Here is a 24,267-nt window from a genome sequence, read left to right as displayed (position 1 = left end):
GTTTCTTACCTTTTTCTGTATATATCAACAATAATTTGGTCATTGTATAAATCAATAGTATTGGCCTTGCCATAAAGTCCAAATTTATTGTCCAATTCTCTTATCTTCAAGTGAATTGCTGCCTCTTGAGAATCAATCTTGACAAAGCTAGGCAACTTATAATTTTTTTGCAGATAGGCTAACACTTCTGCCTTGGGCAAGGATAGGTTGCCTGCTGAAATGTCCAATATGCGCAGAAGAATATTCCCATCTTCCATCTTAAAGGGTTGGAAATAAAGATACAAGGGAATGGTTACACCAAATACCTGATAGGTTCCTTCAAAAACAACCTGTTGGTTGGTCACAAATAATTGGTAAGAAAAATTCTCCGTTTGATAATCTTTTAAATAGTTGGCAATGGTTTGATTAAGGGCTTCACGGTTGGTCGCGAAAGTCCCCACTTTTGCATCTGTCTGGCTAGATGGTACCAATTCCGTCATATTTTCTCTCTTAACTTGGATACGATTGAGAAAAACCAGACCCGCCCCCAATGTCAAAGCCAATTGAACCAAGAAGAGCCACTTCCAGATATTAAGGTGTCCAGCTTTTCTCAGTTTCATACATCTTCTCCAATAGTGCTTTTTTCATGATTTCATATCCCGTATTATTGGGATGAAAATGATCATCTTCGTACAATAAATTATTTGTGCTAGCCGAACTAGACTGGCTAAGCCCCATCTCGCCTTCCAAACCTTTATAGAGCAAGTCATTGATTTCTACAAAGTAAACATCCTTGTATTTTTCCGTGATTTGCTTGGTTGTCTGATTCCATTTATCAACCACAGTCTGCATCTCGGTCAATTCAGGAAAACTGAGATAGAAGGGATTGTAAATTCCCAAAATATAGATAGGGAGATCGGCATTCTCCTGTCTTGCCCGTTTGACAATCTTTTCTAGATTTCTCCCATATTCCCTTGCCGGCTTATCAAAGGTAGAGAGCTTGAGGTTACTTAAATTACTGACAATGACCTTACGAAGATCATTTCCACCGACCGTCAAGGTTAATAAATCAGCTTCTTTTAAGGCCTGTTGGAGTTCCTCATTCTCCTTCATCCGCTTCAAGATTTGCTTACTGGTATTGCCGGAAACTCCAAAATTTTGAACGTCTACCTCATAACCGTACTCATTGACTAGCGACTGGGCAAGCAAGGGGACAAAACCACCTTGACCTGTCACATCTCCCACTCCTTCTGTCAAGGAGTCCCCAAGAGCCAAATAGCGAAATTTCCTATTCACTGAAAGACCTAGCTCTTCCTGACTGATGCGTGACGGCGCCTGTGGGATTAACTGATGGAATAGGAAGATTGACCCTAATAGACAGAGAAAAAAGAAGACAAGTCCCTGTATCAACTTCCGATTATTCATAGCGAACTAGGATAGCCCAGGCATCCTCACCCGTGTGGGTTTGAATGATAGAACCTGTTTCCAATACAGAAATATCTGTTTCTACATGGGGCTGGAGCAAGTCTTTTATTTCATTGGCAAAGTCCGCCTTACCTGAGTATGAAATTCCAATCTCCGCCACCGATTTATCAGATAAACTCACTACAAATTCTTCTAGCCATTTTTTGAAAGTCTTATTGCCCCGACCCTTTACAATCGGAGTTAATTGATGGTTCTTCATTTCCATGATAACTCGAATGTTGAGCAGACTGCTGAGCATGCCTTGTACACGACCGATACGACCACCCTTGACAAGATTTTCTAGGGTAGATACCCCGATATATAGTTCAGTCTTATCTTTGACCTCTTCAATGGCCGTAAGGATTTCTTCCTTGTTAGCACCAGCTTGTGCCAGTCTAGCCGCTTCCACTACCTGAAATTTTGCTGCCTGGTCGGTAAAGCCAGAGTCAAGAACAGTCACATCTGCACCAGACAAGGTAGCTCCTTGACGGGCTGCTTCAACCGTTCCTGACAAGGCATGAGAAAGAAGGATTGCAATAATCTGACTACCATCTTTAGCTAATTGGCTAAATGTTTCCGCAAAGAGACCTACCGGTGGTTGACTGGTCTTCGGTAAGTGCTTGGCTCCTCTCATCAAGTCGAGAAACTCACCCTCAGTTAAATCACTATCTGAATAGACAACCCCATCCACCATAACAGATAAAGGAATGATGGTAATCCCCAATTCATTAGCCAAATCAGCTTCTATTGTAGTGCTAGAATCTGTTACAATCTTAATCTTCATCTTCATCATCAAGTGTCCTTCCGTTCTCTTCTGTATTATCCTTTATTATAACAAATTTCAACCCAAAAATAAACATAAAAACAAAAGCAAAAAAGGCTAGTTGCCTAACCTTTTTCAACTAATTCTTTTGCTTGACTGCGGGCTGCATCCGTAATCTTATCGCCGGCCAACATCTTGGCGATTTCCTCAATACGCTCCTCTTTGGTCAATAGGCGGACACGGGAAACAGTCGAGTGGTCATCGGATATTTTCTCAATAAAAAACTGATAGTCTGCAATCGCAATCACCTGTGGCAAATGTGAGATAGCCAAGACCTGACCGTATTGGCCGATTTTATATATCTTCTGGGCAATAGCCTGGGCAACACGGCCTGAAACTCCTGTATCCACCTCGTCAAAGACGATGGAGGTCTTGCCTTCCTTACGGGCAAAAGCAGACTTGATGGCCAACATCAAGCGGGATAATTCCCCACCCGAAGCAACCTTTACTAACGGTTTAAAGTCTTCACCAGGGTTGGTTGAGATATAAAACTCCACCGTTTCATTCCCCTCGCGGTTAAACTTACCCTTGGCAAAACGAACCTGGAAACGAGCTTTTTCCATGTACAAGTCTTGTAATTCTTGACGGATAATCTCTTCCAGCAACTGAGCCAATTCATGTCGGGACTGGCTGAGTTGACTGGCTAAGGTCACTAATTCCTTCTCCATGGTCTTGAGTTGCACTTCCAAGTCATCTCCTGATAGGTCATTTCCTGTTAGAAGATTGTATTCTTCGCTGATTTTTGCAAAATAATCCAAGACATCATCGACCGTTCCACCGTATTTTTTAGTAATGGTGTGGAGCAGGTCCAACCGACTTTCTAGCTGCAACAGGCGATTGCCATCGAAGTCTAGATTATCCACCACATCACTGAGGCGCTTGGTCACATCTTCAACAACATAATAGGCTTCTGTCAGGCTAGAAGATAGTTGCCGGTATTCTGGGTCAGATTCTTCTAAACTTTGCAAATCCCCCATGGCTGAACGAAGGTTGTTCAAACTTGAAAAATCTTCATTATCCAACAGAGCATAGGCATTGGTCAAGGTATCTGCAATCTGCTTATGATTGAGTAACTTATCCCGCTCTTGATTGAGCTGAACATCTTCACCAGACTGTAGGTCTGCTGCTTCAATCTCAGCAATTTGGTATTCCAGCATCTCAATGCGGGCCTTATGCTCCTGCTCATTTTTCTGCTTTTCGAGCACTCGTTTGCGGAGGCTACGATAGGCATCAAAAGTGGTCTGATAGCGGTCTTTTAAAGCCCAAAACTCATCTTCTCCAAAGCTGTCCAAAAGACGGATATGGTGCTGGGCCTTCATCAATTCTTCCTGGTCATGCTGGCCGTGGATGTCCACTAGGTGCTGGCCAATTTGTTTCAAGACAGATAAATTGACCATCTGCCCATTGACACGGCTCACGGAACGGCCATTTTGTAGGATTTCCCGACGGATAATGAGTTCGTCCGCAACTTCAATCCCCTGTTCACTCAAAATCTGTTCCAGAGCTCTGCTATTTTCAAAGGAAAAAAGCCCCTCAATCTCCGCCTTGGCTGCTCCGTGGCGAATAACATCCGTCGTCGCACGCGCCCCTAACATCAGGTTCATGGCATCGATGATGATGGACTTTCCGGCCCCCGTTTCACCAGATAGGATGGTCATGCCCTTTTCAAAATTGAGGGATACCTGTTCAATAATGGCAAAATTCTTAATCGAAACTTCTAATAACATGACCTACCACCCTTTTATCGTACGTTCTAAATTGGGGATGGTTTCCTGGTCCTTCAGAATGAGCAGAATACTGTCATCATCAGCAATAATCGAGAAGATTTCCTCTTGGAAATACTCACAAATCTGCCTTTTTACGACCGCTGCACTCCCTGGTACCAATTTTAAGTTGACCATCTTGTCCATGACTGCAAAATCAAGAATATTATTGGACTTGACCTTGACTAGGCTACTTTTAGGCAAGCCATAGACATAGCCCTTGTCAGTTGATGGAACCTTGATAATACCTAATTCCTTGATATCACGGGACACAGTAGCCTGGGTTGCATGAACCCCCAAGGCTTCCAAGCGTTCCACAATTTCTTCCTGAGTATCAATGGGAAATCGAACTACCAAATCTTTAATGACTTCTAATCGTTCTCGTTTATTCATCCTTTTTAAATTCCTCGTGTGCTTGATAAACTACTTTTGTTAATTCCTCTTTGGCAATCGTACTTGGTTGAATGGATTTCTCTAGGTGAGCCAGAAATTCGATATTCCCATGCCCTCCTTGAACTGGAGAGAAACTAAGTGCCTTAACTGAATAGCCATTTTCGACAGCCATTTCTGTAACATCTTCCAACACTTTCAGGTGAACTGATTTGTCCTTGACAATCCCATTCTTCCCAATCTGCTCACGCCCCGCCTCAAATTGTGGTTTGACCAAAGCTACAACCTGGCCGCCCTCCGCTAAAATACGATGGAGTGCTGGTAAAATCAGACTCAATGAGATAAAGCTGACGTCAATGGACGCAAAACTTGGTTGACCAAGTTCGAAATCTCCCAACTCAGCATAGCGGAAATTGTACTGTTCCATACTAATCACGCGCTCATCCTGACGCAATTTCCAAGCGAGTTGATTGGTTCCGACATCAACAGCATAGACCTGCTTGGCGCCAGCCTGCAACATAACATCCGTAAATCCGCCTGTCGAAGCCCCAATATCAATGGTCGTTTGCCCCTCAACTGATAGGTCGAAAACCTGCAAGGCCTTTTCCAATTTCAGACCACCACGGCTGACATACTTGAGTTTCTCTCCCTTGAGCTTGAGCTCAACTCCCTCGTCAATCTTCTCGCCTGGTTTGTCGTAGCGTTCGCCATTGATGACCGATACCACCAGCCCTGCCATAACACCGCGCTTGGCCTGCTCTCTGGTTTCAAAAAGCCCCTGTTTGTAAGCCAGTACATCTACTCTTTCCTTAGCCATTGATTCGTAAACTTTCTATGATTTTTTTGATTTCTTCTCTTGAAAACGGGACTAGTTGAGCCACTTGATCTAGCTCACTGCTTGCTTGATTCAGGCTGTCTTCTAGAAAGACTTTTGAGGCCTCCAAGCCCATTAGGGCAGGGTAGGTAGATTTCTCAGCCAATAGATCCTTTTGCGGTGTTTTTCCGATTTCCTCAAAAGTGGCCGTCACATCCAATATATCATCCCGCACCTGAAAGGCTAGACCGACTAATTGACCTGCTTTTCGCAAATGGTGGATAACCTCATCTGACTGTCCAGCAATCAAACCAGCTGCGACAAAGGGAAAAGTCAATAATTTTCCAGTCTTATTGGCATGGATGGCTTGTAATTGTTCGAGAGATAATTTCTGTCCCTCGCCTGCCATATCCAAGACCTGACCAGCAACCATTCCAAAAGTCCCAGATGCCTGAGAAAGCTCTTTCACGAGAGCAAGGATGGTCTTAGCTGGCAAATCTACCTGAGCCAAAAATCCAAACGGATCTAAAAATAGACTGTCCCCTGCTAAAATAGCTGTCGCTTCATCGAATTTCTTATGGTTGGTCAAACGCCCCCTACGGTAATCATCATCGTCCATGGCTGGCAGATCATCATGTATCAGACTACCAGTGTGAATGAGCTCGACACAGGCTGCCACTTGGTAATGAACGTTTTGCAAGGTCGCTCCAAAAGCTTCCAAAAGCGTCAAAAGGAGCAAGGGACGAATTCGTTTGCCACCAGCTTGGAGTGAATAGAGAACCGCTTGGTTGAGGCGTTCTGCTACCTGAGGTTCATAAAAACCTGCCATGGTTTCCTCAAGTTGCTGCAATTTACTGGCTACCATTAGTTCATCTCCGCTTCACTGCCATCTGCCTGCATGACCTTGACCAAGGTCTTTTCAGCTTCTACTAGTGTCTTTTGTAGGTCTTTCGATAGGACCATTCCTTTTTGAAACTCAGCAAGTGCTTCTTCCAGAGCCACATCGCCTCGTTCCAATTTGGTTACAATGCCTTCTAATTCAGCTAAATTTTCTTCAAATGTTTTTGTCTTTTTGGACATGATTTACCTCCACATCAAGTTGACCATCCTTCATTTGAATGGTCAGTTGTTCTCCCTTTTGTATCTTTTCTACACCATCTAGGACCCGACCATCTTGTAAAATCATGGCATAGCCACGAGCCACAATGCGACTGGTATCCAGCATGGTCAAGGCCTCAATCAGCTTGTCCGCCTTAGCCATCTTATTGTCATAGATATTGGCCATATTGCTCTTCAAAAGTCGTTCCTGCTGGATAATTCTTTCCTGGAAACTCTCTACCCTACGGACTAGTTGTAAGCCATGTAGACGTTGGTCAAGCAAGAGACTAGCCTGTTTCTGCTGACCATAAATTTCTTTTATCCGTGTCTGCAACTGATTGGTCAAGCGGTCTAATTTTTGTAAATAGCCATCATACAGGCGTTCAGGCTGGCGGAACATGACCGACTGGCTAATCTTATCAAGCTGACCTCTTAGGAATTTCAAACGATTGGTCATGGCCTGATAGGCTCTGTTTTCCTGCTGGTTTAAATAGCCCAGTAAATCAGCCTTGGTCACAGGAGTGGCTAATTCTGCGGCAGCTGTTGGGGTAGCTGCTCGTCTATCTGCCACAAAGTCAGCCAGAGTAGTATCGGTTTCATGACCTACGCTGGAAATGATAGGAATACGTGATTCAAAAATAGCCCGAACCACTATTTCCTCATTGAAAGCCCACAGGTCTTCAATAGAACCACCGCCACGACCAACAATGAGGACATCCAAATCATCACGCTCATTGGCTCTTTGGATATTGGTAACAACCTCCTGAGCAGCCCCATCTCCTTGCACCTTGGTCGGATAGAGAACAATCTCTACGCCTGGAAAACGCCGACGGACCGTAGTGATGATATCCTGGATAACGGCTCCACTCGGACTGGTAATCACACCTATTTTCTTGGTAAAGCGTGGCAGTTCCTGCTTAAACTCCTGTTTAAACAAACCTTCCTGGGTCAGAGCTTGTTTGAGCTGTTCAAACTTGATAGCCAAGGCTCCAATACCATCTGGCTCTGCCTTGTCAATGACAATGGAATAGGATCCACTTGGCTCGTATAGCTGTACACGACCAACCGCATTGATTTTCATTCCCTCTTCAAGCTCAAATCCAAGATTTTTATAGACACCTGCCCACATGGTCGCTTGGATGACCGCCTTATCATCCTTGAGCGAAAAATATTGATGGCTAGGACGCTTACGGAAATTGGACACTTGCCCTGTCAAATAGACCCTCTCCAAATACGGATCGCGGTCAAATTTTAATTTTAAATACTTGGTTAGATGGCTAACCGATAAATATTCAACCATGTCCACTCCTTCTGTTTATATCTTTACTATTATACCAAAAAATGCACTTTTATACAGAACTGGACGTCACATTTCTGGTAGCTTTCCAGTGTTTTTTTCTGCATTTTGCTATATAATAGTTTGTGAGAAAATAAGAACTTGATGACAGGTTCTAAGGAGTTTATAATGAAAATTGATGATTTACGAAAAAGTTCCAACATTGAAGACCGTAGAGGTCAAAGGAGCTCGGGACCATCTTTCTCTGGTGGTTCTGCTGGGGGTAATCTCTTACTAAGCCTACTCTTCTCCCGTCTGGGTTGGAAGGGAAAATTGGTGCTAGTGGTCCTCCTCTTCGCTTTTGGTGGCATGTCTAATCTAGGTGGTCTACTTTCACCAACGACCAACACCAATCCTTATCAGTCTAGTCAAGTCACTACAAGTGGTACCAGTGTATCCGATGCAGATGCAGAATTCATGAGTAAGGTACTGGCCTCAACAGAAGATTTTTGGACACAAGAGTTTGCAAGAAATGGTCTGACTTACCAAGCGCCAACCCTTGTTTTCTATACAGACCAGACCCAAACAGGATGCGGAACTGGTTCTGCTCAAGCTGGCCCCTTCTATTGTTCGGCTGACCGTAAGATTTATATCGATACATCCTTCTATCAGGAATTATCCAACAAGTACAATGCTGCAGGCGACTTTGCCATGGCCTATGTCATTGCCCACGAGGTTGGCCACCATGTCCAAAATGAATTAGAAGTTCTCGGTGCCTACCACCAAAAGCGTGCTCAGTTGTCCGACAAGGAAGGCAATGCTCTCAATGTTCGTCTCGAATTACAAGCTGACTACTATGCTGGTGCCTGGGCCAAATATGTCGATGGTCAGGGTATCTTAGATGTTGGAGATATTGATGAAGCCATGAATGCAGCTCATGCTGTTGGTGATGATACCCTCCAGCAAGAAGCCTATGGCCGCACTGTCCCAGATAGTTTCACCCACGGTACTTCCGAACAACGCAAAAAATGGTTTAACCTTGGATATACCTATGGTGACCTTGCCCACGCTGATACCTTTTCAGTTGCTAATCCTTAAAAATGCAATCCCTAGTCAAATGACTGGGGATTTTCTTATAAAAAAACGAGGTCAGCCCTTGCCAACCTCATCTACTTTTTTATTTCCCGCTTCTAACACAAGCTTCATAGGTTTGCTCCATAAGCATGGTAATGGTCATAGGACCAACTCCGCCTGGAACAGGTGTGATATAACTAGCTACTTCTGCCACTTCATCATACTTGACATCCCCAATCAGTTTGCCGTTTTCATCACGGTTCATGCCCACATCAATCACCACTGCACCTGGCTTGACAAATTCCTTGGTTACAAAATGGCCACGACCGATGGCAACGACAAGAATATCCGCCTGACGAGCCAATTCTAGCAGATTTTTTGTACGAGAATGGGCAATAGTCACAGTCGCATTAGCATCCAGCAGAAGCTGAGCCATAGGTTTTCCAACAATATTGGAACGACCGATGACAAGAGCGGACTTGCCCTCTAGGTCAATCTGGTATTCCTTGAACATCTCCATAATTCCTGCTGGAGTAGAGGGAATCATGACCGGATGGCCAGACCAGAATTTACCCATATTGGTTGGATGGAAACCGTCCACGTCCTTGTTAGGATCAATAGCCAACAAAATTTTTTCTTCGCTGATGTGGGCTGGTAGAGGCAACTGCACCAAGATGCCATGCCATGCATCATCTTGATTGTAGCGCTCAATCAATTCCAAGAGTTCCGCCTCTGAAATCGTGGCTGCTACACGTACCACTTCACTCTTAAATCCGGCTGCAAGTGCTGAACGCTCTTTGTTGCGAACATAGACCTGACTAGCAGGGTCTTCGCCTACTAAGATAACAACTAGTCCTGGTACCAAGCCTTTTTCCGCTTTTAGCCGAGCTGTTTTTTCTGCCAAAGCTGCCTGCATTTTGGCTGCTAAGGCTTTTCCATCAATAATTGTCATTTCATTAAATCTCCTCACTTTTTCTTCATTATACCTTATTTCCTACTGATTTGACTAGGCTACACCCCCAATTCACCAGAAAACAAGAAAAAACTCCGAACAATGTCGGAGTTATTCTTACAAGACTTTAGACAAGAAATCCTTGGTCCGTTCTTCCTTGGTATATTCAAATACTTCTTCAGGAGTTCCATCTTCGACAATGTAGCCCCCATCCATGAAGATAACCCGGTCTGCCACTTCACGCGCAAAGCCCATTTCATGCGTTACAATGACCATGGTCATACCTGACTTGGCCAAGTCCTGCATAACCGCAAGTACCTCACCAACCATTTCAGGATCAAGGGCAGAGGTCGGCTCATCAAAGAGCAAGACATCGGGATCCATGGCCAAACCACGGGCAATAGCAATCCGTTGCTGCTGACCACCTGATAAACTTTGTGGATAGGCATCTGCCTTATCAGGCAAACCAACTTTTGCCAACAATTCATGTGCCTTAGCTTCAGCTTCTGCCTTAGCAATTCCTTTTGTTTTAATGGGTGATAAGGTAATATTTTCCAAGACTGTCATATTTGGGAAAAGGTTAAATTGCTGGAAAACCATGCCCATCTTTTCACGCATCTTGAAAATATCGTTTGATTTATCCGTAATGTCAACACCTTCAAACGTCACCGTCCCCTTGGTCGGTACCTCTAAGAGATTCATGGTCCGCAAGAAAGTTGATTTTCCAGAACCTGATGGTCCGATGATAACAACCACTTGACCTTGCTGGATATCTAAATCAATCCCTTTTAAAACTTCATTTTCACCAAAATACTTATGAAGATCTTTTATGGAAATAATTGCTTCCGTCATCTTAGTGTCCTCCCTTATTTAACTTTTTCTCGAGGGCTTGAATGCCAAGGGTCAAAATACTGGTCATCATCAAATAATAGAAGGCTGCAAAAATAAGCGGACTTTGCGTTAAATAAGTCGTCGTAGCAACCGTCTGTGCTCCATTCCACAACTCAATGACACCAATCGTTGACAAGAGCGAGCTGTCCTTAACAATAGTCACAAACTCGTTCCCTAAAGCAGGAAGAATATTCTTGATGGCTTGTGGCATGATAACATAACGCATAGCCTGTTTAGGACGAATACCTAATGAGTAGGCCGCCTCTAATTGCCCCTTTGGTACGGCATTGATCCCTGCACGGATGGTTTCTGAAACATATGCACCTGAGTTCATGGAAATGACAATAATTCCAGGAATCAAGCGAGCCAAATCCACATCTAAAATCCCTAGTTGGATAGTTGGCGCCACAAAGTTGGTCATAGCAAAGGCAATCATAATCTGTACTACCATGGGAGTACCACGGAAAATCCAGACATAGACATTAGCCAACCACACCAAAACCTTGTATCTACTACGCTGGGCAAAGGCTAATAGAGTACCCAAAATGCTCCCAAAGAAAACCGAGAAAAAAGCGATAATAAGGGTTACAAGAGCCCCATAATTAAAATATGCCCAGTAATCAGGCAAGAAAGAAAAATCCATTCATTCACTCCTCAAATATGATATAAACACTATTATACCATTTCTGAATATTTATGCAACATTTTTGGCTAAAATATTCATTTTACTGCAAGAAAAAAGCACCTCTCGGTGCTCGAGCTTGTTCTTAGTACAACAATTCGTAGATTTCCATCGCAATCAAGTCAATACTGTCAAACGTGTAGGTTTCACGAGCAGCGACATCACGCAAGGTAAACACTGAACCATTTTCCTCGTCATAGCTATAAGCCACTTCTGCAACAACAAGACCTTCACGCTCAAAGTTACGTTTCAAGGTGCCGCCATCGTTAGCCATAGCTTCCAGACGGTTGATAATTCTCACCAAATGTGATTCCATATTCCTTCTCCTAATCCTTTTTATAAAAACATTTTACCACATATTATAAAAAAAGTCTTGATTTTTCAACATTTTCTTGTCAGTTACAAGACTTCCTAGAGATTATTTTCCGAATATAGCAGTTTCTTGATTTTTCCATAAATCTTGTTATAATAAAGCTATAACTGACCTTTATTGACTATTTGACAAAGGTCCATTCCAAAGAAAGAGGTAGAACTATGCTCTGTCATAACTGTAACATTAACGACGCAACCATCCATCTCTATACCAATCTAAATGGTAAGCAACAACAGGTTGACCTCTGCCACAACTGCTACCAAATCATGAAAACAGACCCAAATAATGCTATTCTAAAAGGATTGGGAGATTTGACCAATCCAAATAATATGGATCCTTTCAGCGAGTTCTTCAATCACTTGGGAGGCTACCCTGGCAACACTCCTGCTGGTAAGAAACGCGACCAAACACCTCCAACACAGTCCGGTGGAAATCACAACGGACGCGGAGGCCAAACACCCCCACCTCAACAACCACAGCAACCAAATGGCCTTTTGGAAGAATTCGGTATCAACGTAACAGAAATTGCTCGTCGTGGCGACATTGATCCAGTCATTGGTCGTGACCAAGAAATTACGCGTGTCATCGAAATCCTCAACCGCCGTACCAAGAACAACCCCGTTCTCATTGGCGAGCCTGGTGTCGGAAAAACCGCTGTCGTTGAGGGGCTAGCTCAGAAAATTGTGGATGGTGATGTACCACAAAAACTGCAAGGTAAAGAAGTCATCCGTCTGGATGTTGTCAGCCTGGTTCAAGGAACTGGTATACGTGGTCAATTTGAAGAACGCATGCAAAAACTCATGGAGGAAATCCGCAATCGCCGCGAGATTATTCTATTCATTGATGAGATCCACGAGATTGTTGGTGCAGGTTCAGCAGGCGATGGCAATATGGATGCTGGCAATATCCTCAAACCAGCCCTTGCTCGTGGGGAGATGCAACTGGTCGGTGCAACCACCCTTAACGAATACCGAATTATCGAGAAGGATGCTGCCCTAGAACGCCGTATGCAGCCTGTAAAAGTGGAAGAACCAAGCGTTGAAGAAACCATTATTATTCTCAAAGGTATCCAAAATAAATACCAAGACTACCACCATGTCAAATACTCTGATGCTGCCATTGAAGCTGCTGCGGTACTCTCTAACCGCTACATTCAAGACCGTTTCTTGCCAGACAAGGCCATCGACCTACTGGATGAAGCTGGTTCTAAAATGAACTTGACCCTCAATTTTGTCGATCCAAAAGAAATCGACCAGCGGTTGATTGATGCGGAAAACCGCAAGGCTCAAGCCACCCGCGACGAAGACTATGAAAAGGCAGCCTATTTCCGTGACCAGATTGCTAAATACAAGGAAATGCAAAAGGCAACCATCAGTGAAGAAGATATCCCACTGATCACTGAAAAGGAAATCGAAGCCATTGTTGAACAGAAAACCAACATCCCTGTAGGTGATTTGAAAGAAAAAGAACAATCACAACTCATCAACCTGGCTAGCGACCTCAAGGCACATGTCATCGGGCAAGATGAAGCTGTTGATAAGATTGCCAAGGCCATTCGCCGCAACCGTGTCGGTCTTGGAGCGCCAAACCGTCCAATCGGCTCCTTCCTCTTTGTTGGTCCAACAGGTGTCGGTAAAACAGAACTGTCCAAGCAACTAGCCATCGAACTCTTTGGCTCAGCCGATAGCATGATTCGTTTCGACATGTCGGAATATATGGAAAAACATGCCGTAGCCAAGCTGGTCGGAGCACCTCCCGGGTATGTAGGCTACGAAGAAGCCGGCCAACTAACTGAAAAAGTTCGCCGCAATCCATACTCGCTCATTCTTCTGGATGAAGTTGAAAAAGCCCACCCAGATGTTATGCACATGTTCCTCCAAGTTCTTGATGATGGTCGTTTGACAGACGGACAAGGCCGCACAGTCAGCTTCAAGGACACCATTATCATCATGACATCCAATGCCGGTACTGGCAAGGTTGAGGCTAGTGTCGGTTTTGGAGCTGCCATGGAAGGTCGTACCCAGTCAGTTCTTGGTCAGCTCAGCAATTTCTTCAGTCCAGAATTCATGAACCGCTTTGACGGTATCATCGAATTCCAGCCACTCAGCAAGGAAAATCTCCTTGAAATTGTCAGCCTCATGTTAGACGATGTCAACAAACGCTTGTCAAACAATGGCATTAGCCTGCATGTAACTGACAAGGTCAAAGAGAAACTAGTTGATCTGGGCTACGATCCAAAGATGGGCGCTCGTCCACTCCGCCGAACCATTCAGGATCAGATTGAAGATGCTATTACAGACTTCTACTTAGAACATCCAAGTGAAAAAGACCTTCGTGCTGTCATGACCAGCAAGGGAAATATTCAAATCAAGGCACAGACAAAAACAAAATAAGTAAGAAAAGTGGGACTGGAACCTTGACCAGTTCCATTTTTTCAAAAATCCTTTCTCGCACATGAAACTAATTTTTTCTAATGTGACCAGAAAAGTCTAGTCTGAGGTAAAATACCAGAAAAATGGTATAATATAGTCATCTCAAATGTAAAAAGGACTTAGCTTACAATGAATATTGCCGTTTTTGGAGAAAAAAAAGTCGATGTAGACTATCAAAACCGCTTCGGTGTCTATGCTGTTATCCCAGATGAAAAGAAAGAAAAGATCATTCTCGTTCAGGCACCAAATGGTGCTTGGTTCCTACCAGGTGGGGAAATCGAAAAGGGAGAAAATCATCTCATTGCCCTAGAGCGTGAATTGATGGAAGAACTTGGTTTTACAGCTGAAATCGGCCACTATTATGGTCAGGCTGACGAATATTTCTACTCCAGCCACCGCGATACCCACTTTTACAACCCTGCTTACATCTATCAGGTAACCAGCTATCATCAGGTAGGTCTACCCTTGGAAGATTTCAACCACATTGCCTGGTTCCCAGTTGATGAGGCCATTGAGAAACTCAAACGAGGCAGTCATAAGTGGGGAATCGAGCAATGGAAATTGCAAGAAAATGCATCTGATAACTAGCCAAAACACCCCAAGCGTGCTATAATGGAGCTAAAGAGATGTAGGAGGTTCCACATGAAAATCATAAATACGACAAATAGTCATTCAACCCTTGTCCAAAGTCAGTTGGCCAATACAGATGCCTTTCTAGTAGAAACCTATTCTGCTGGCAATACGGATGTTATTTTCACTCAGGCACCCCGTCACTATGAACTCTTAATTAGCAACAAATACCGTGCTGTTCAACCATCTGAAATCGAAAAAATTCGTGACTTCTTCCTTCACCGTAAGATTGACGAACGAACCATTGACAAGGCTGCTATTCAAACCATCCATACCGAACGGTTGATTGAAATGTCTATTCCCATTATTACTGAAATCTAAGAAGCCGACAGGCTTCTTTTTATCTTATTTAGAAAGAAAAAGCCTATCATGAAAGATAGACTTTTTATCTTATTTAAGCTTCAAAACCTTGAGCTACTGCTTCTGGGAAGTTCTCTTCCACTACGCTTGCACAGTGGTCACAGATGGTTGCACCATAGCTACGTTCTACAACGCTGGTATCAATGCGGCGGCAACGGTCACACACTTCTCCTGCTGCACGTTCAACGGTAAAGGTAACTTCCTCTACAAGAACAGCATTTTCAGGAGCTGCTTTCGTGGTCACTGTCAAGTTTGAAACGATGAGCAACTGAGCAAGATCTGCATTCAAGCTCTCCAAGAAGGACTTGGTTTCAGCTGAAACATAGGCCGTCAAATGAGCTTCAAGTGACTTACCGATGATTTTTGCATTACGCGCTTCTTCTAAGGCTTTTTGGGCTTTTGTACGGAAGGTCATGAAGTTTTCCCATTCGGTCAATAGCTGCGCTTCATTGGCAAAGGTTTCCACCTCTGGCATTTCCGCCAATTGTACAAACTCTTCTACTTCATGTTCCAAGTATGACCAGATTTCTTCTGCTGTGTGTGGCAAGATTGGGGTCAAGAGCTTGGTAATTTTGACCAAGATGTCATAGAAAACGGTCTGCATCTGACGACGAGAAAGGGATTTAGCACCATCGATATAAACAACATCCTTGGCAAAGTCCAAGTAGAAAGCTGACAAATCAAGGGTCACAAAGTTAACCACAGACTTGTAGATAGCCATGAAATCATAGTTGTCGTAGGCTTGACGGATTTGAGCTACCAATCTATTGAATTTCACCAAGAGGTACTGGTCAACAGAACGAAGCTCTTCATAAGCCACTGCATCACTTGCAGGATTGAAATCAGAAGTATTAGCAATCAAGAAGCGAAGGGTGTTACGGATTTTACGGTAGGTTTCAGAAACCTGTCCAAGAATGTCCATAGACACACGTACGTCGTTTGAAGTATCAACGGATGTCACCCACAAACGCAAGATTTCTGCACCATATTGCTTGGCTACATCATTTGGCACAATGACATTTCCAAGTGATTTAGACATCTTCATGCCTTTACCGTCTAGGACAAAGCCCTGTGACAAGACAGCCTTGTATGGCGCATGACCATTTACGGCTACAGAGGTAATCAAGGATGAGTTAAACCAACCACGGTATTGGTCTGAACCTTCTAGGTACAAATCAGCTGGGTAGGCCAAGTTTTCACGGGCATTCATAACCCCGTTCCAAGAAGAACCTGAGTCAAACCATACGTCCATGATGTCTGTCTCTTTGGTAAATTCGCCATTTGGTGACCCTGGATGAGTGAAGCCAGCAGGCAAGAGGTCTTTGGCTTCTGATTTCCACCAGATGAGTGAGCCATGTTCTTCAAATAGGGCCGCAACGTGGTCTGTTACTTCCTTGGTCATAATCGCTGTACCATCTTCTGCATAGAAGATTGGAAGCGGCACACCCCAAGCACGCTGACGAGAGATGACCCAGTCACCACGGTCACGAATCATGTTGTAAAGACGGGTTTTACCCCAAGCAGGAATAAAGGTCGTTGCTTCGATTTGGTCCAAGATTTCCTGACGGAATTTAGAAACAGAGGCAAACCATTGCGGTACTGCACGCCAGATGATTGGCTTCTTGGTTCTCCAGTCAAATGGGTAGGAGTGATTGATCACTTCACTAGCAAGGAGCAAGTCGCCTAATTTTTCCTTAACCGTTGGGACAACCTTGTCATAGAATTGCCCTTCAAAATCAGGACCCGCAGCTTCATTCATCAAGCCACGTTCGTTGACAGTTACCGCAACCTCTAAGTCATATTTGACACCGACATTGTAGTCATCCTCACCAAAACCTGGAGCTGTGTGGACGATACCAGTACCCGAGTCCGTTGTGACATGGTCACCCAAGATAACCAATTCATCAACTTCTCTATCCCATGGGTGTTCGGTCACAATGTATTCAAATTCAGCACCCTTGTGTTTTGAAATCACTTCGAAGGATTCCCAACCGAATTTGGCTGCCAAGCTATCAACCAAGGCTTCTGCCAAGGCATACTTACGGTCAGAACCAGCTGGTTGAACCAAGACGTAATCAATGTCTGCCCCCATTGTCAAACCGCGAGAAGCCGTTACTGTAAATGGAGTTGTGGTCCAGACAACGATGTAGCTATCTGTATCCAAGAGCCCCTTGCCATCTTTGACCTTGTTGGCATAGTAAAGAGATGTGGAGTCGATGTCATGGTATTCGATTTCAGCTTCTGCAAGGGCAGACTCAGATGACCAAGACCAGTAAACTGGCTTAGCCCCACGATAGATATAACCCTTGTCTGCCATAGCACCGAAGACACTGATTTGAGCTGCTTCGTAGTCTTTTGTCAAAGTGATGTACGGATTTTCCCAGTCTGCTGAAATTCCTAAACGTTTAAAATCTTCACGTTGCTTGTCAACCTGACTGAGAGCATAATTACCACACATTTCAAGGTATTCCACCAAGTCAATTTCCTTGCGCTTAACACCCTGTTTTGCCAAGACCTGCTCGATAGGAAGACCGTGCGTATCCCAACCCGGTACAAATGGCGCACGGAATCCTGACATGGACTTAGCACGAACGATAATATCTTTAGAAATCTTGTTCAAGGCATGCCCAACGTGGATATTTCCGTTTGCGTAGGGAGGGCCATCGTGGAGGTGGAAGGCAGGTTTGCCTGCATTGAGTTCTTGACGACGGGCATACAAGTTTGCTTCATCCCAAGCCTTTTGCCATTCAGGTTCACGTGTTGGCAAGCCTGCTCGCATTGGAAAGGACGTTTGACCTAGGTTAAGAGTTTCTTTGAGTTTCATTTTATCTCCTTTATTAAAAAGTTAATTCCATTTTTATTTCTTGGCCAATCATACCAACTGATTGAAAGCCAAATTTTTCTAAGATGTACCGCATTTTATGATTACCAATAACATAATTCATGGTAACGGTGTGACAACTTGGATTTTCCTTAGCAAGACCAATCACTTGCCGAATAACTTCCTTACCATAACCGCGATTTTGATAATGGCTGTCTATTAACAAGCGCCATACATAATAGCTCTTATCTTCTTGAATAGCTAACAATACAAAACCTACGACTTTCTGCCCTGATTTGACTGCATAAGGAAACAGATGTCCTTCCTCCCGATAGAGCCAAGCCTGGGCCAGAGAGTATTCAACCGAGGCAACTTTTCGTTCGTCTGCTTCTGCAAGTTTCACTTGCAATACAGCATCGAAATTATCTTTATTTACTAGTTCTAATCCAATCATAAAAACATAAAAAAACTCCCGTCAATAAGGACGAAAGTTCGTGGTACCACCTTAGTTTAGATAGGGTTTCCCCCATCCCTCTATGTTCGTAACGTGAACTAACGTCTTTCCCTACTAATTGTTCAGGAAAAATCAGACAAAGGGATTATTGACTAGAAAGGGATTGCAGGTCTTCCACCATCTCCTGCTCGCTAAATATATTTCTAGCAATACTGTCTTTGTATCTGATAACTATTCTGTAATGGAAACTTCAATCGTTTCCCCTTTATCAAAAGCTTCTGCCTGACGAGTTAATTCTGCCATTTCTTCTGCAGTCAACTGACGAGTATAGTCCAAGCTCTCCTCTTCAACAGCCACTTCCTCATCTAGAGCCTTATGAAGGACATCGCGGAAAGCATCATCACTAGTTTGAATATAGGTAGCTGTTGGACGGAGAATTTCTTCCCATTCAGAGGAATTAATTAGAGATAACTGACTTTCCACAGTTGATTTTAAACGTTGATGGAAAATACGTGTCTTATTCTTTAATTCTTCTGTTTCAATTACAACTTTTTTAGCATTATCCGTTGCATTACGAAGAATTTCATTGGCTTTATCCTTTGCTTCGTGCAAAAGAGTTGCTGCATCATAATCTGCCTGTTGAATGATATTAGCAGCCCGATCTTCTGCAGCATGCTTTACCTTCTCTGCAGTATCTTGCGCAAGAAGCACAGACTGACTCAAGGATTCCTTCATCTCATCAAAGTATGCTAAGCGTTCACGAAGGGTCTTTAATTCCGCTTCTTGTTCGTGATTTTTACGAGTCAAGTCCTCATAGTCACGGGTTACAATATCCAAAAAATCATCTACCTCATCGGCATCATAGCCTCTGAATTTGGTTGCAAAGGTTTTATCCTTTAGTTCTAATGCTGTAAGTGCCATTTTTCCCCCTATGTTTTAATGATTTCTAACTTTAATTTTACTTTACCTTGCTTAGAAAAACCTAAAAGTTCGGTTACTCGAATTCTGCCGTATTTTCTAAGACTTATCAATTGTCCTAACTCAACCTGCCTACCTGCTTGCTCTGCCTGAACATAGTCTAATTTGACATGACCAGCTGCTATCAATTTGTCTACTCTTGTGCGAGAAAGATGGAAGGCTACAGCAATTAACTTATCCAATCGCATACTGGAAACCAAGACTTCCTTAAAGAAAGGCTCTTCATTCATTTTAACTGGTATAGACAGCCAATCTCGCTCCATAAGCTTAACAGGAACCCTTGCGATTTTAGAAATGGACTGCTGGGCTAGTACTCCAAACTTCTTATCCAGAAAAACGAGTAGCTCATCTTCTCCAATAAGAATATCGCCTAGGTATTCTCTCCGAATCCCTAAATGGTTCAAGAATGTTCCCAATACCTGAGAATGTGACAAACTATGAAACTTTCGTGAATAGGTAATTTCCAAAACCATCACATCAAAGTCATCCCTATCCAAGACATAGTAGCTAGGAGCAAGAAGCATCCGAGAGTATTCTGTTTGGAAAAAATCCCTCGTCGAAAAGGCTTGTAAGTGATAGTGGTTTGCTAGCATGTGGACAATAGCATCTTGTCTGGGATTTAGAAAACTTGTCAATCGATAAGAATAGGTGTCTACAACCTGCTGACACATATCCATTATTTTCTCGACAAACTCCCTCTCCTCCCTGGCAAAATGCTCTAAAATATGTTTCTCATTCTTCATGCCTATGCAAGACCAACCAAAAGCTCCACCAAAAGACGCGTCCCCATATTCAAAACCAGCATAGCCACTAGGACTGTCAAATCCAATCCCATAAATTGTAAGTTCAAGCGACCAAAGGGCTTCAAGAGCGGACTAACTAGACTTTCTAGAAAGCGACCAAGGGGACTTGTGAAAAGAGCAGGAAACCAACTCAGTAAAGCATAAGCAAACAAGAGATAGGAATAAATCTCTACAAATTTTAATAGGATTAAAATCAGAAATTGCATACGCTTATCGCTTCATATCAAAATCGAAGGTCGCATCTGCCCCTTGTCCATTATTGGCATTACGCAATTCTTCGATATGCACTGTAACATTAACCGGTGTTAATAACCACATGGTATTTGATACTTTTTTCAAATTCCCAGAAAGAACAGAGCGTGCTCCATCCAAGTAATCCAAACAGCGTCTAGCCTGTTGCTCTGACATGTATTGGAAATCAATCAAGATGCTAGCATTGTTCAAGAGCAAATTAACCATTTCCGGAGCATCCTCATAGCGTTTTGGAAACTTAATGTCAATAGTAGACTTGGTTTCAGCACTTGTTTCAACTACTTCATGCTGTCGTTCAACGCGAGGACGTTGAGTATCCACACGAACCTCTCTTCTACTTTCTATCTTTACAGGTTGTTCTTTTTGGGTAACTGGTGTATGTTGAGCAACACGCATCTTCGGTCGTTCGTTTGGCATAGAATATGCTTCTTCTTGCTCTGCTGCCTCATTGACATCATCCACCTCAAAATAGTTGAATAAATTTTTAAATGTATCTTTTAGCGCCACGGTTTTCCCCCTACTTCCCTATTCAAAAAACGCTGAGCCAATTCTCACATAGGTTGCTCCATGCTTAATGGCTATCTCAAAATCACCACTCATACCCATACTTAATTCTGTAAAAGGCATACCTGGCAACTGCCGACTTGACAACTCTTCTTGAACTTGCTTCATTTTAGAAAAAATGGAATGCAGTTCCAATTCATCTGCCTCAAAAGGAGCCATTGTCATCAAGCCCACCAACTCTATATTTTTAAATTGAGCTATTTCAGACAAGACTTCATCGATTTCGGATAGGTCAAATCCATGTTTGCTTTCTTCACCAGATATATTCACTTGCAGAAAACACTTAATTTTTCTAGTAGCTCGTTTCTCAATCTCACGAGCCAATTTTACAGAATCCAAGGCATGAAAATAATCAACATAATTGATAACATCCTTAACCTTGCGTCTTTGTAATGTTCCAATTAAATGCCAGGTGAGAGGTTGATCTGCCAAGGCATTATATTTGTCTAAAAACAAATCCACTCGGTTTTCACCTATATGTGAGATTCCAGTCTTTATCAGCTTATTAGCAATAGAGCTGTCAACATATTTGGTGACAGCTATTACATTTACAGATTCAATTGGACGACCGGTCTTTTCAGCTGCTTGAGCCACTGCCAAAAATACCTTATCCTTATTCGTTTGAAGATCCATTTTAACGATTTCGGAAGAATGGTGGTGTATCCAACTCATCTTCATCATGCTCCATTGAAAACTTCTCAACAGCTACTGCAGAAGCTGGCTCTGTATCAGTAGGACGAATTAAATTTTCACGACGCAAATCCCACTCACCAAAGGCAGAAACTTTCGGTGTTTCGACATGTGATACAGTCGTACGAACAGGAGCCGTAGCTGGCGCTACTGGATGATCAAAACGTTGTGCTTGACGTGGCGCAACCGTTTCAGTGCGGTGACGAGTAGTTTTTTCAGCTGCCTCTTGACGCACACCTGTTGCAACAACGGTTACACGGATTTCATCCTTCATGGTTTCATCAATAGATGTTCCCAACCAGATATTTACTCCTTGACCAGCCGCTTGGTGAACAATCTCAGATGCATCCTCAGCTTCCGTCAAGGTCATATCATAACCACCTGTAACGTTGACAATAACATCTTCTGCACCATCAATTGTTGTTTCAAGAAGTGGTGAGTAAATTGCTTTACGAGCCGCTTCAATGACACGATCTTCACCAGTTCCGATACCAATACCCATAAGAGCATTGCCCTTGTTCTCCATAACAGTCTTCACATCCGCAAAGTCCAAGTTAATCAAACCAGGATTGGTAATCAAGTCTGTAATCCCTTGGACACCCTGACGAAGAACATTATCAGCTTCGCTCAAAGCTTCCAAAAGTGGAGTTTTCTTATCAACAATTTCAAGAAGGTTGTTGTTAGAAATAATCAAAAGTGTATCTACTTGTTCGCGAAGACCTTCGATACCTTCGATAGCAAAGTTACCACGTTTGTTACCTTCAAAACCAAATGGACGCGTTACAACGGCTACAGTCAAGGCACCCAAATTTTTAGCAATACGTGCAATAACTGGTGCCGCACCTGTACCTGAGCCACCGCCCATACCAGCAGTGATGAAGACCATGTCTGCTCCAGAAAGAACGTTGGTCAAAACTTCTTCACTTTCTTCAGCTGCCTTACGACCAACTTCAGGTTGTCCCCCGGCACCTAGACCACGAGTCAACTTAGGTCCTAACTGGATAACCGTTTCTGCTTTTGAACTGCTCAAGGCTTGCACATCTGTGTTAGCTGCGATAAATTCAACGCCTGCTACACCCTCTTCAATCATACGGTTGATGGCGTTACCACCGCCACCGCCGACACCGATTACTTTAATGACAGCACCATGACTTGCTGCTGCTTCAAATGAAAATGCCATAGTTTATATCACCTTTTCTTTTCTCTTATTCAAACATACTACCGAACAAACCACGGATACGATCCGTAATATTGCCTTTATTGGCTGAACGTTCCTCATTTACTTCCTTGTCATACACGGGAACAGAGGTTTCTTCGTCTTCAACCACATTCAACTCAGTCACAATTTCCTTTTGAATTGGTTGGCTAACACGTGGACGTGCCATAGGAATATCCACAGGCTTATGTCTTAAGAACGTCTCACCATTTACAGCACGTTGAGCAATGTCTGCCACTTCTTCAAGTTCTCCCACATACTCCACAAAACTGATAACACTAGCAAAAGACGGATTACGAATACCGATTTGGTTGGGAACAAAGAGTTTTGTATTCACTCCAAAGACTTCTTGAGCCAATTCAGTAACGCCTGGTAAAATAGCTCCTCCACCTACTAGAACGATGCCTCCTGGCAAGTCCAAAGCACGTGTTCTTTCTAGATCTTGCTTCACTCGTTCAAAAATTTGACGAAGGCGAGCTGCAATCACTTCTGATAGGTAACGTTCCGTCACTTCAACAGGCGCATTCTCACCAATAACCTCAACTGTAAATTTTTCCTTATCACTCGCTTCAGCTGGGAAGGCTATGCCATAATTGTATTTTAAATTTTCAGCAATGCTCTTTGAAGTTGTCAATACTTTTGAAATATCGTTGGTGATGTAGTCGCCACCCTCTTGATAGATATTGGTGTATTGCAATTCTTGACCGCGCATGACCGCTACTGTCGTTTGACCGCCACCAAGATCGATCACTGTTGCACCAAACTCACGTTCTCCCTCATTCAACACAGAACGGGTCAAGGCAAGTGGTGAAATCACAACATTCTCAACCTGTACGCCTGCACGCTCAACCGTCTTTCGAAGATTATGAAGAATGGTGCGAGGACCTGTATAGAGCATACCGCGCATTTCCAAACGAATTCCCATCATTCCACGAGGGTCCTTGATACCTTGGAAACCATCAACTATGAACTCTTCTGGAATAAATGAAATCACTTCACGTTCCGGCGTCATACTCTTAGTCAAGGCAGATTTCACAACATTCTCTACATCCACATCTGTAATTTCTTGTGAATCTGTTGTTACAGGAATCATGCCTTGAGTCGGTTCAATTTGTAAAAGATTTGCTGGCAAACCAACATTTACTCTGTCGATTCGAACTCCCGCCTTCTCTTCGGCTTGTTCAATAGCCTTCTTTATCGCTCCAGCAGCAACATCAATATTGACAATAATTCCATCCTTAACGCCAGCACTTTTCACGTTGCTGACACCAATGACGTTCATTCCATTTTCATTATATTCTGCAACCAAGACTTTAACGGAGCTTGTACCTATATCTAATCCCGTAAAAAAGCCGTTTCTAGCCATTCTATCAGTCCTCTCTTACTTTCCACTTTAACAAATCATCTTCCATTTTGAAAAATAGTATAATTAGTCATCTTTCATTATACCATAATCTATTCAAATATGGGGATAATAAAGGTTTATTT

At 43.2% G+C, this 24,267-nt stretch carries 26 protein-coding genes; 4 read left to right on the top strand and 22 right to left on the bottom strand.

Features of this window, described 5'->3' with window-relative positions:
- Nucleotides 1–5 precede the first annotated feature (5 nt).
- From C1E58_RS05090 to xseA, 9 genes are all read right to left on the bottom strand, one after another.
- Entirely contained in the window at nt 6–599 is a 594-nt protein-coding gene (locus C1E58_RS05090; protein ID WP_105209602.1) for a YpmS family protein, read from the bottom strand.
- On the bottom strand, nt 571–1,404 hold the full coding sequence (locus C1E58_RS05085) for an SGNH/GDSL hydrolase family protein (protein WP_105209601.1): 834 nt from the start codon (nt 1,402–1,404) through the stop codon (nt 571–573). The genes C1E58_RS05090 and C1E58_RS05085 overlap by 29 nt, the downstream gene beginning before the upstream one ends.
- Nucleotides 1,397–2,227: a DegV family protein gene (locus C1E58_RS05080; RefSeq protein WP_105209600.1), complete on the bottom strand. Its 831-nt coding sequence runs from the start codon at nt 2,225–2,227 to the stop codon at nt 1,397–1,399. Before C1E58_RS05080 ends, C1E58_RS05085 begins: the two co-directional genes overlap by 8 nt.
- A 104-nt stretch (nt 2,228–2,331) precedes the next feature.
- The gene (gene recN / locus C1E58_RS05075) at nt 2,332–3,993 is read right to left on the bottom strand and encodes a DNA repair protein RecN (RefSeq protein WP_105209599.1); all 1,662 of its coding nucleotides are present in this window, start codon (nt 3,991–3,993) and stop codon (nt 2,332–2,334) included.
- Nucleotides 3,994–3,996: 3 nt separating this feature from the next.
- Nucleotides 3,997–4,422, bottom strand: a complete 426-nt coding sequence (locus tag C1E58_RS05070; protein WP_105209598.1) for an arginine repressor — start codon at nt 4,420–4,422, stop codon at nt 3,997–3,999.
- Entirely contained in the window at nt 4,415–5,236 is an 822-nt protein-coding gene (locus tag C1E58_RS05065) for a TlyA family RNA methyltransferase (protein WP_105209597.1), read from the bottom strand. The genes C1E58_RS05070 and C1E58_RS05065 overlap by 8 nt, the downstream gene beginning before the upstream one ends.
- Nucleotides 5,229–6,098: a polyprenyl synthetase family protein gene (locus C1E58_RS05060; protein ID WP_105209596.1), complete on the bottom strand. Its 870-nt coding sequence runs from the start codon at nt 6,096–6,098 to the stop codon at nt 5,229–5,231. Before C1E58_RS05060 ends, C1E58_RS05065 begins: the two co-directional genes overlap by 8 nt.
- On the bottom strand, nt 6,098–6,313 hold the full coding sequence (locus C1E58_RS05055; protein ID WP_105209595.1) for an exodeoxyribonuclease VII small subunit: 216 nt from the start codon (nt 6,311–6,313) through the stop codon (nt 6,098–6,100). Before C1E58_RS05055 ends, C1E58_RS05060 begins: the two co-directional genes overlap by 1 nt.
- A complete protein-coding gene (xseA, locus tag C1E58_RS05050) occupies nt 6,288–7,631 on the bottom strand; it encodes an exodeoxyribonuclease VII large subunit (RefSeq protein WP_105209594.1) in 1,344 nt (447 codons plus the stop codon). Before xseA ends, C1E58_RS05055 begins: the two co-directional genes overlap by 26 nt.
- A gap of 165 nt (nt 7,632–7,796) precedes the next feature.
- Here xseA and C1E58_RS05045 point away from each other — a divergent pair, with 165 nt between their 5' ends.
- A complete protein-coding gene (locus tag C1E58_RS05045) occupies nt 7,797–8,705 on the top strand; it encodes a neutral zinc metallopeptidase (RefSeq protein ID WP_105113722.1) in 909 nt (302 codons plus the stop codon).
- Nucleotides 8,706–8,784: 79 nt separating this feature from the next.
- On the opposite strand, the gene C1E58_RS05040 is transcribed toward C1E58_RS05045, so the two are convergent.
- From C1E58_RS05040 to C1E58_RS05025, 4 genes are all read right to left on the bottom strand, one after another.
- Nucleotides 8,785–9,633: a bifunctional methylenetetrahydrofolate dehydrogenase/methenyltetrahydrofolate cyclohydrolase gene (locus C1E58_RS05040; protein ID WP_105209593.1), complete on the bottom strand. Its 849-nt coding sequence runs from the start codon at nt 9,631–9,633 to the stop codon at nt 8,785–8,787.
- A 117-nt stretch (nt 9,634–9,750) separates the two neighbouring features.
- Nucleotides 9,751–10,485: an amino acid ABC transporter ATP-binding protein gene (locus C1E58_RS05035; protein ID WP_105209592.1), complete on the bottom strand. Its 735-nt coding sequence runs from the start codon at nt 10,483–10,485 to the stop codon at nt 9,751–9,753.
- 1 nt (nt 10,486) lies between these two features.
- On the bottom strand, nt 10,487–11,167 hold the full coding sequence (locus C1E58_RS05030) for an amino acid ABC transporter permease (RefSeq protein WP_105113719.1): 681 nt from the start codon (nt 11,165–11,167) through the stop codon (nt 10,487–10,489).
- A gap of 124 nt (nt 11,168–11,291) precedes the next feature.
- Nucleotides 11,292–11,522 (bottom strand): DUF1797 family protein, encoded by a 231-nt coding sequence (locus C1E58_RS05025; RefSeq protein WP_105209591.1) that lies wholly within the window; start codon nt 11,520–11,522, stop codon nt 11,292–11,294.
- 218 nt (nt 11,523–11,740) lie between these two features.
- Here C1E58_RS05025 and C1E58_RS05020 point away from each other — a divergent pair, with 218 nt between their 5' ends.
- From C1E58_RS05020 to C1E58_RS05010, 3 genes are all read left to right on the top strand, one after another.
- Complete coding sequence (locus C1E58_RS05020) at nt 11,741–13,972, top strand: ATP-dependent Clp protease ATP-binding subunit (RefSeq protein ID WP_105209590.1); 2,232 nt, start codon at nt 11,741–11,743, stop codon at nt 13,970–13,972.
- Nucleotides 13,973–14,140: 168 nt separating this feature from the next.
- Nucleotides 14,141–14,599 carry an NUDIX hydrolase gene (locus C1E58_RS05015; protein WP_105209589.1) on the top strand — a complete coding sequence of 153 codons (459 nt, stop codon included), beginning with the start codon at nt 14,141–14,143 and terminating at the stop codon, nt 14,597–14,599.
- Nucleotides 14,600–14,653: 54 nt separating this feature from the next.
- Nucleotides 14,654–14,962 (top strand): DUF1827 family protein, encoded by a 309-nt coding sequence (locus tag C1E58_RS05010; RefSeq protein ID WP_105209588.1) that lies wholly within the window; start codon nt 14,654–14,656, stop codon nt 14,960–14,962.
- A gap of 73 nt (nt 14,963–15,035) precedes the next feature.
- Here the strand turns inward: C1E58_RS05010 and ileS are convergent, their stop codons facing one another.
- The 9 genes from ileS to ftsA form a co-directional block, all read right to left on the bottom strand.
- On the bottom strand, nt 15,036–17,825 hold the full coding sequence (gene ileS, locus C1E58_RS05005; RefSeq protein WP_105209587.1) for an isoleucine--tRNA ligase: 2,790 nt from the start codon (nt 17,823–17,825) through the stop codon (nt 15,036–15,038).
- 13 nt (nt 17,826–17,838) lie between these two features.
- A complete protein-coding gene (locus C1E58_RS05000) occupies nt 17,839–18,276 on the bottom strand; it encodes a GNAT family N-acetyltransferase (protein WP_105113714.1) in 438 nt (145 codons plus the stop codon).
- Nucleotides 18,277–18,507: 231 nt separating this feature from the next.
- Nucleotides 18,508–19,197, bottom strand: a complete 690-nt coding sequence (locus C1E58_RS04995; protein ID WP_105209586.1) for a DivIVA domain-containing protein — start codon at nt 19,195–19,197, stop codon at nt 18,508–18,510.
- 8 nt (nt 19,198–19,205) lie between these two features.
- Entirely contained in the window at nt 19,206–19,997 is a 792-nt protein-coding gene (locus C1E58_RS04990) for an RNA-binding protein (protein WP_105209585.1), read from the bottom strand.
- A 2-nt stretch (nt 19,998–19,999) separates the two neighbouring features.
- Nucleotides 20,000–20,263, bottom strand: coding sequence for a YggT family protein (locus C1E58_RS04985; protein WP_105113711.1), 264 nt, complete (start codon nt 20,261–20,263; stop codon nt 20,000–20,002).
- A 4-nt stretch (nt 20,264–20,267) separates the two neighbouring features.
- Nucleotides 20,268–20,816, bottom strand: coding sequence for a cell division protein SepF (locus C1E58_RS04980; protein WP_105113710.1), 549 nt, complete (start codon nt 20,814–20,816; stop codon nt 20,268–20,270).
- A gap of 18 nt (nt 20,817–20,834) precedes the next feature.
- Nucleotides 20,835–21,506: a YggS family pyridoxal phosphate-dependent enzyme gene (locus C1E58_RS04975; RefSeq protein ID WP_105113709.1), complete on the bottom strand. Its 672-nt coding sequence runs from the start codon at nt 21,504–21,506 to the stop codon at nt 20,835–20,837.
- Nucleotide 21,507: 1 nt separating this feature from the next.
- Complete coding sequence (ftsZ, locus tag C1E58_RS04970) at nt 21,508–22,743, bottom strand: cell division protein FtsZ (RefSeq protein ID WP_105116961.1); 1,236 nt, start codon at nt 22,741–22,743, stop codon at nt 21,508–21,510.
- Nucleotides 22,744–22,768: 25 nt separating this feature from the next.
- Nucleotides 22,769–24,145 (bottom strand): cell division protein FtsA, encoded by a 1,377-nt coding sequence (gene ftsA, locus C1E58_RS04965; RefSeq protein ID WP_105209584.1) that lies wholly within the window; start codon nt 24,143–24,145, stop codon nt 22,769–22,771.
- Nucleotides 24,146–24,267 lie beyond the last annotated feature (122 nt).

The sequence above is a fragment of the Streptococcus suis genome, assembly GCF_002964575.1.
Classification (GTDB): domain Bacteria; phylum Bacillota; class Bacilli; order Lactobacillales; family Streptococcaceae; genus Streptococcus; species Streptococcus suis_R.
The sequence above is the reverse complement of the archived record's forward strand: the minus strand, read 5'-3'. Positions and strand labels throughout refer to the sequence as shown.

Coding starts and splice junctions, on each gene's coding strand:
- xseA (WP_105209594.1), bottom strand. CDS start 7,631: ATGGTTGAATATTTATCGGTTAGCCATCTAACCAAGTATTTAAAATTA.
- C1E58_RS04990 (WP_105209585.1), bottom strand. CDS start 19,997: ATGAAGAATGAGAAACATATTTTAGAGCATTTTGCCAGGGAGGAGAGG.
- C1E58_RS05025 (WP_105209591.1), bottom strand. CDS start 11,522: ATGGAATCACATTTGGTGAGAATTATCAACCGTCTGGAAGCTATGGCT.
- C1E58_RS05070 (WP_105209598.1), bottom strand. CDS start 4,422: ATGAATAAACGAGAACGATTAGAAGTCATTAAAGATTTGGTAGTTCGA.
- C1E58_RS04995 (WP_105209586.1), bottom strand. CDS start 19,197: ATGGCACTTACAGCATTAGAACTAAAGGATAAAACCTTTGCAACCAAA.
- C1E58_RS05000 (WP_105113714.1), bottom strand. CDS start 18,276: ATGATTGGATTAGAACTAGTAAATAAAGATAATTTCGATGCTGTATTG.
- ftsZ (WP_105116961.1), bottom strand. CDS start 22,743: ATGGCATTTTCATTTGAAGCAGCAGCAAGTCATGGTGCTGTCATTAAA.
- C1E58_RS05090 (WP_105209602.1), bottom strand. CDS start 599: ATGAAACTGAGAAAAGCTGGACACCTTAATATCTGGAAGTGGCTCTTC.
- C1E58_RS05030 (WP_105113719.1), bottom strand. CDS start 11,167: ATGGATTTTTCTTTCTTGCCTGATTACTGGGCATATTTTAATTATGGG.
- C1E58_RS05065 (WP_105209597.1), bottom strand. CDS start 5,236: ATGGCTAAGGAAAGAGTAGATGTACTGGCTTACAAACAGGGGCTTTTT.
- C1E58_RS05085 (WP_105209601.1), bottom strand. CDS start 1,404: ATGAATAATCGGAAGTTGATACAGGGACTTGTCTTCTTTTTTCTCTGT.
- C1E58_RS05055 (WP_105209595.1), bottom strand. CDS start 6,313: ATGTCCAAAAAGACAAAAACATTTGAAGAAAATTTAGCTGAATTAGAA.
- recN (WP_105209599.1), bottom strand. CDS start 3,993: ATGTTATTAGAAGTTTCGATTAAGAATTTTGCCATTATTGAACAGGTA.
- C1E58_RS04975 (WP_105113709.1), bottom strand. CDS start 21,506: ATGGATCTTCAAACGAATAAGGATAAGGTATTTTTGGCAGTGGCTCAA.
- C1E58_RS05045 (WP_105113722.1), top strand. CDS start 7,797: ATGAAAATTGATGATTTACGAAAAAGTTCCAACATTGAAGACCGTAGA.
- C1E58_RS05040 (WP_105209593.1), bottom strand. CDS start 9,633: ATGACAATTATTGATGGAAAAGCCTTAGCAGCCAAAATGCAGGCAGCT.
- ileS (WP_105209587.1), bottom strand. CDS start 17,825: ATGAAACTCAAAGAAACTCTTAACCTAGGTCAAACGTCCTTTCCAATG.
- ftsA (WP_105209584.1), bottom strand. CDS start 24,145: ATGGCTAGAAACGGCTTTTTTACGGGATTAGATATAGGTACAAGCTCC.
- C1E58_RS05060 (WP_105209596.1), bottom strand. CDS start 6,098: ATGGTAGCCAGTAAATTGCAGCAACTTGAGGAAACCATGGCAGGTTTT.
- C1E58_RS05020 (WP_105209590.1), top strand. CDS start 11,741: ATGCTCTGTCATAACTGTAACATTAACGACGCAACCATCCATCTCTAT.
- C1E58_RS04985 (WP_105113711.1), bottom strand. CDS start 20,263: ATGCAATTTCTGATTTTAATCCTATTAAAATTTGTAGAGATTTATTCC.
- C1E58_RS05015 (WP_105209589.1), top strand. CDS start 14,141: ATGAATATTGCCGTTTTTGGAGAAAAAAAAGTCGATGTAGACTATCAA.
- C1E58_RS05010 (WP_105209588.1), top strand. CDS start 14,654: ATGAAAATCATAAATACGACAAATAGTCATTCAACCCTTGTCCAAAGT.
- C1E58_RS05080 (WP_105209600.1), bottom strand. CDS start 2,227: ATGAAGATTAAGATTGTAACAGATTCTAGCACTACAATAGAAGCTGAT.
- C1E58_RS05035 (WP_105209592.1), bottom strand. CDS start 10,485: ATGACGGAAGCAATTATTTCCATAAAAGATCTTCATAAGTATTTTGGT.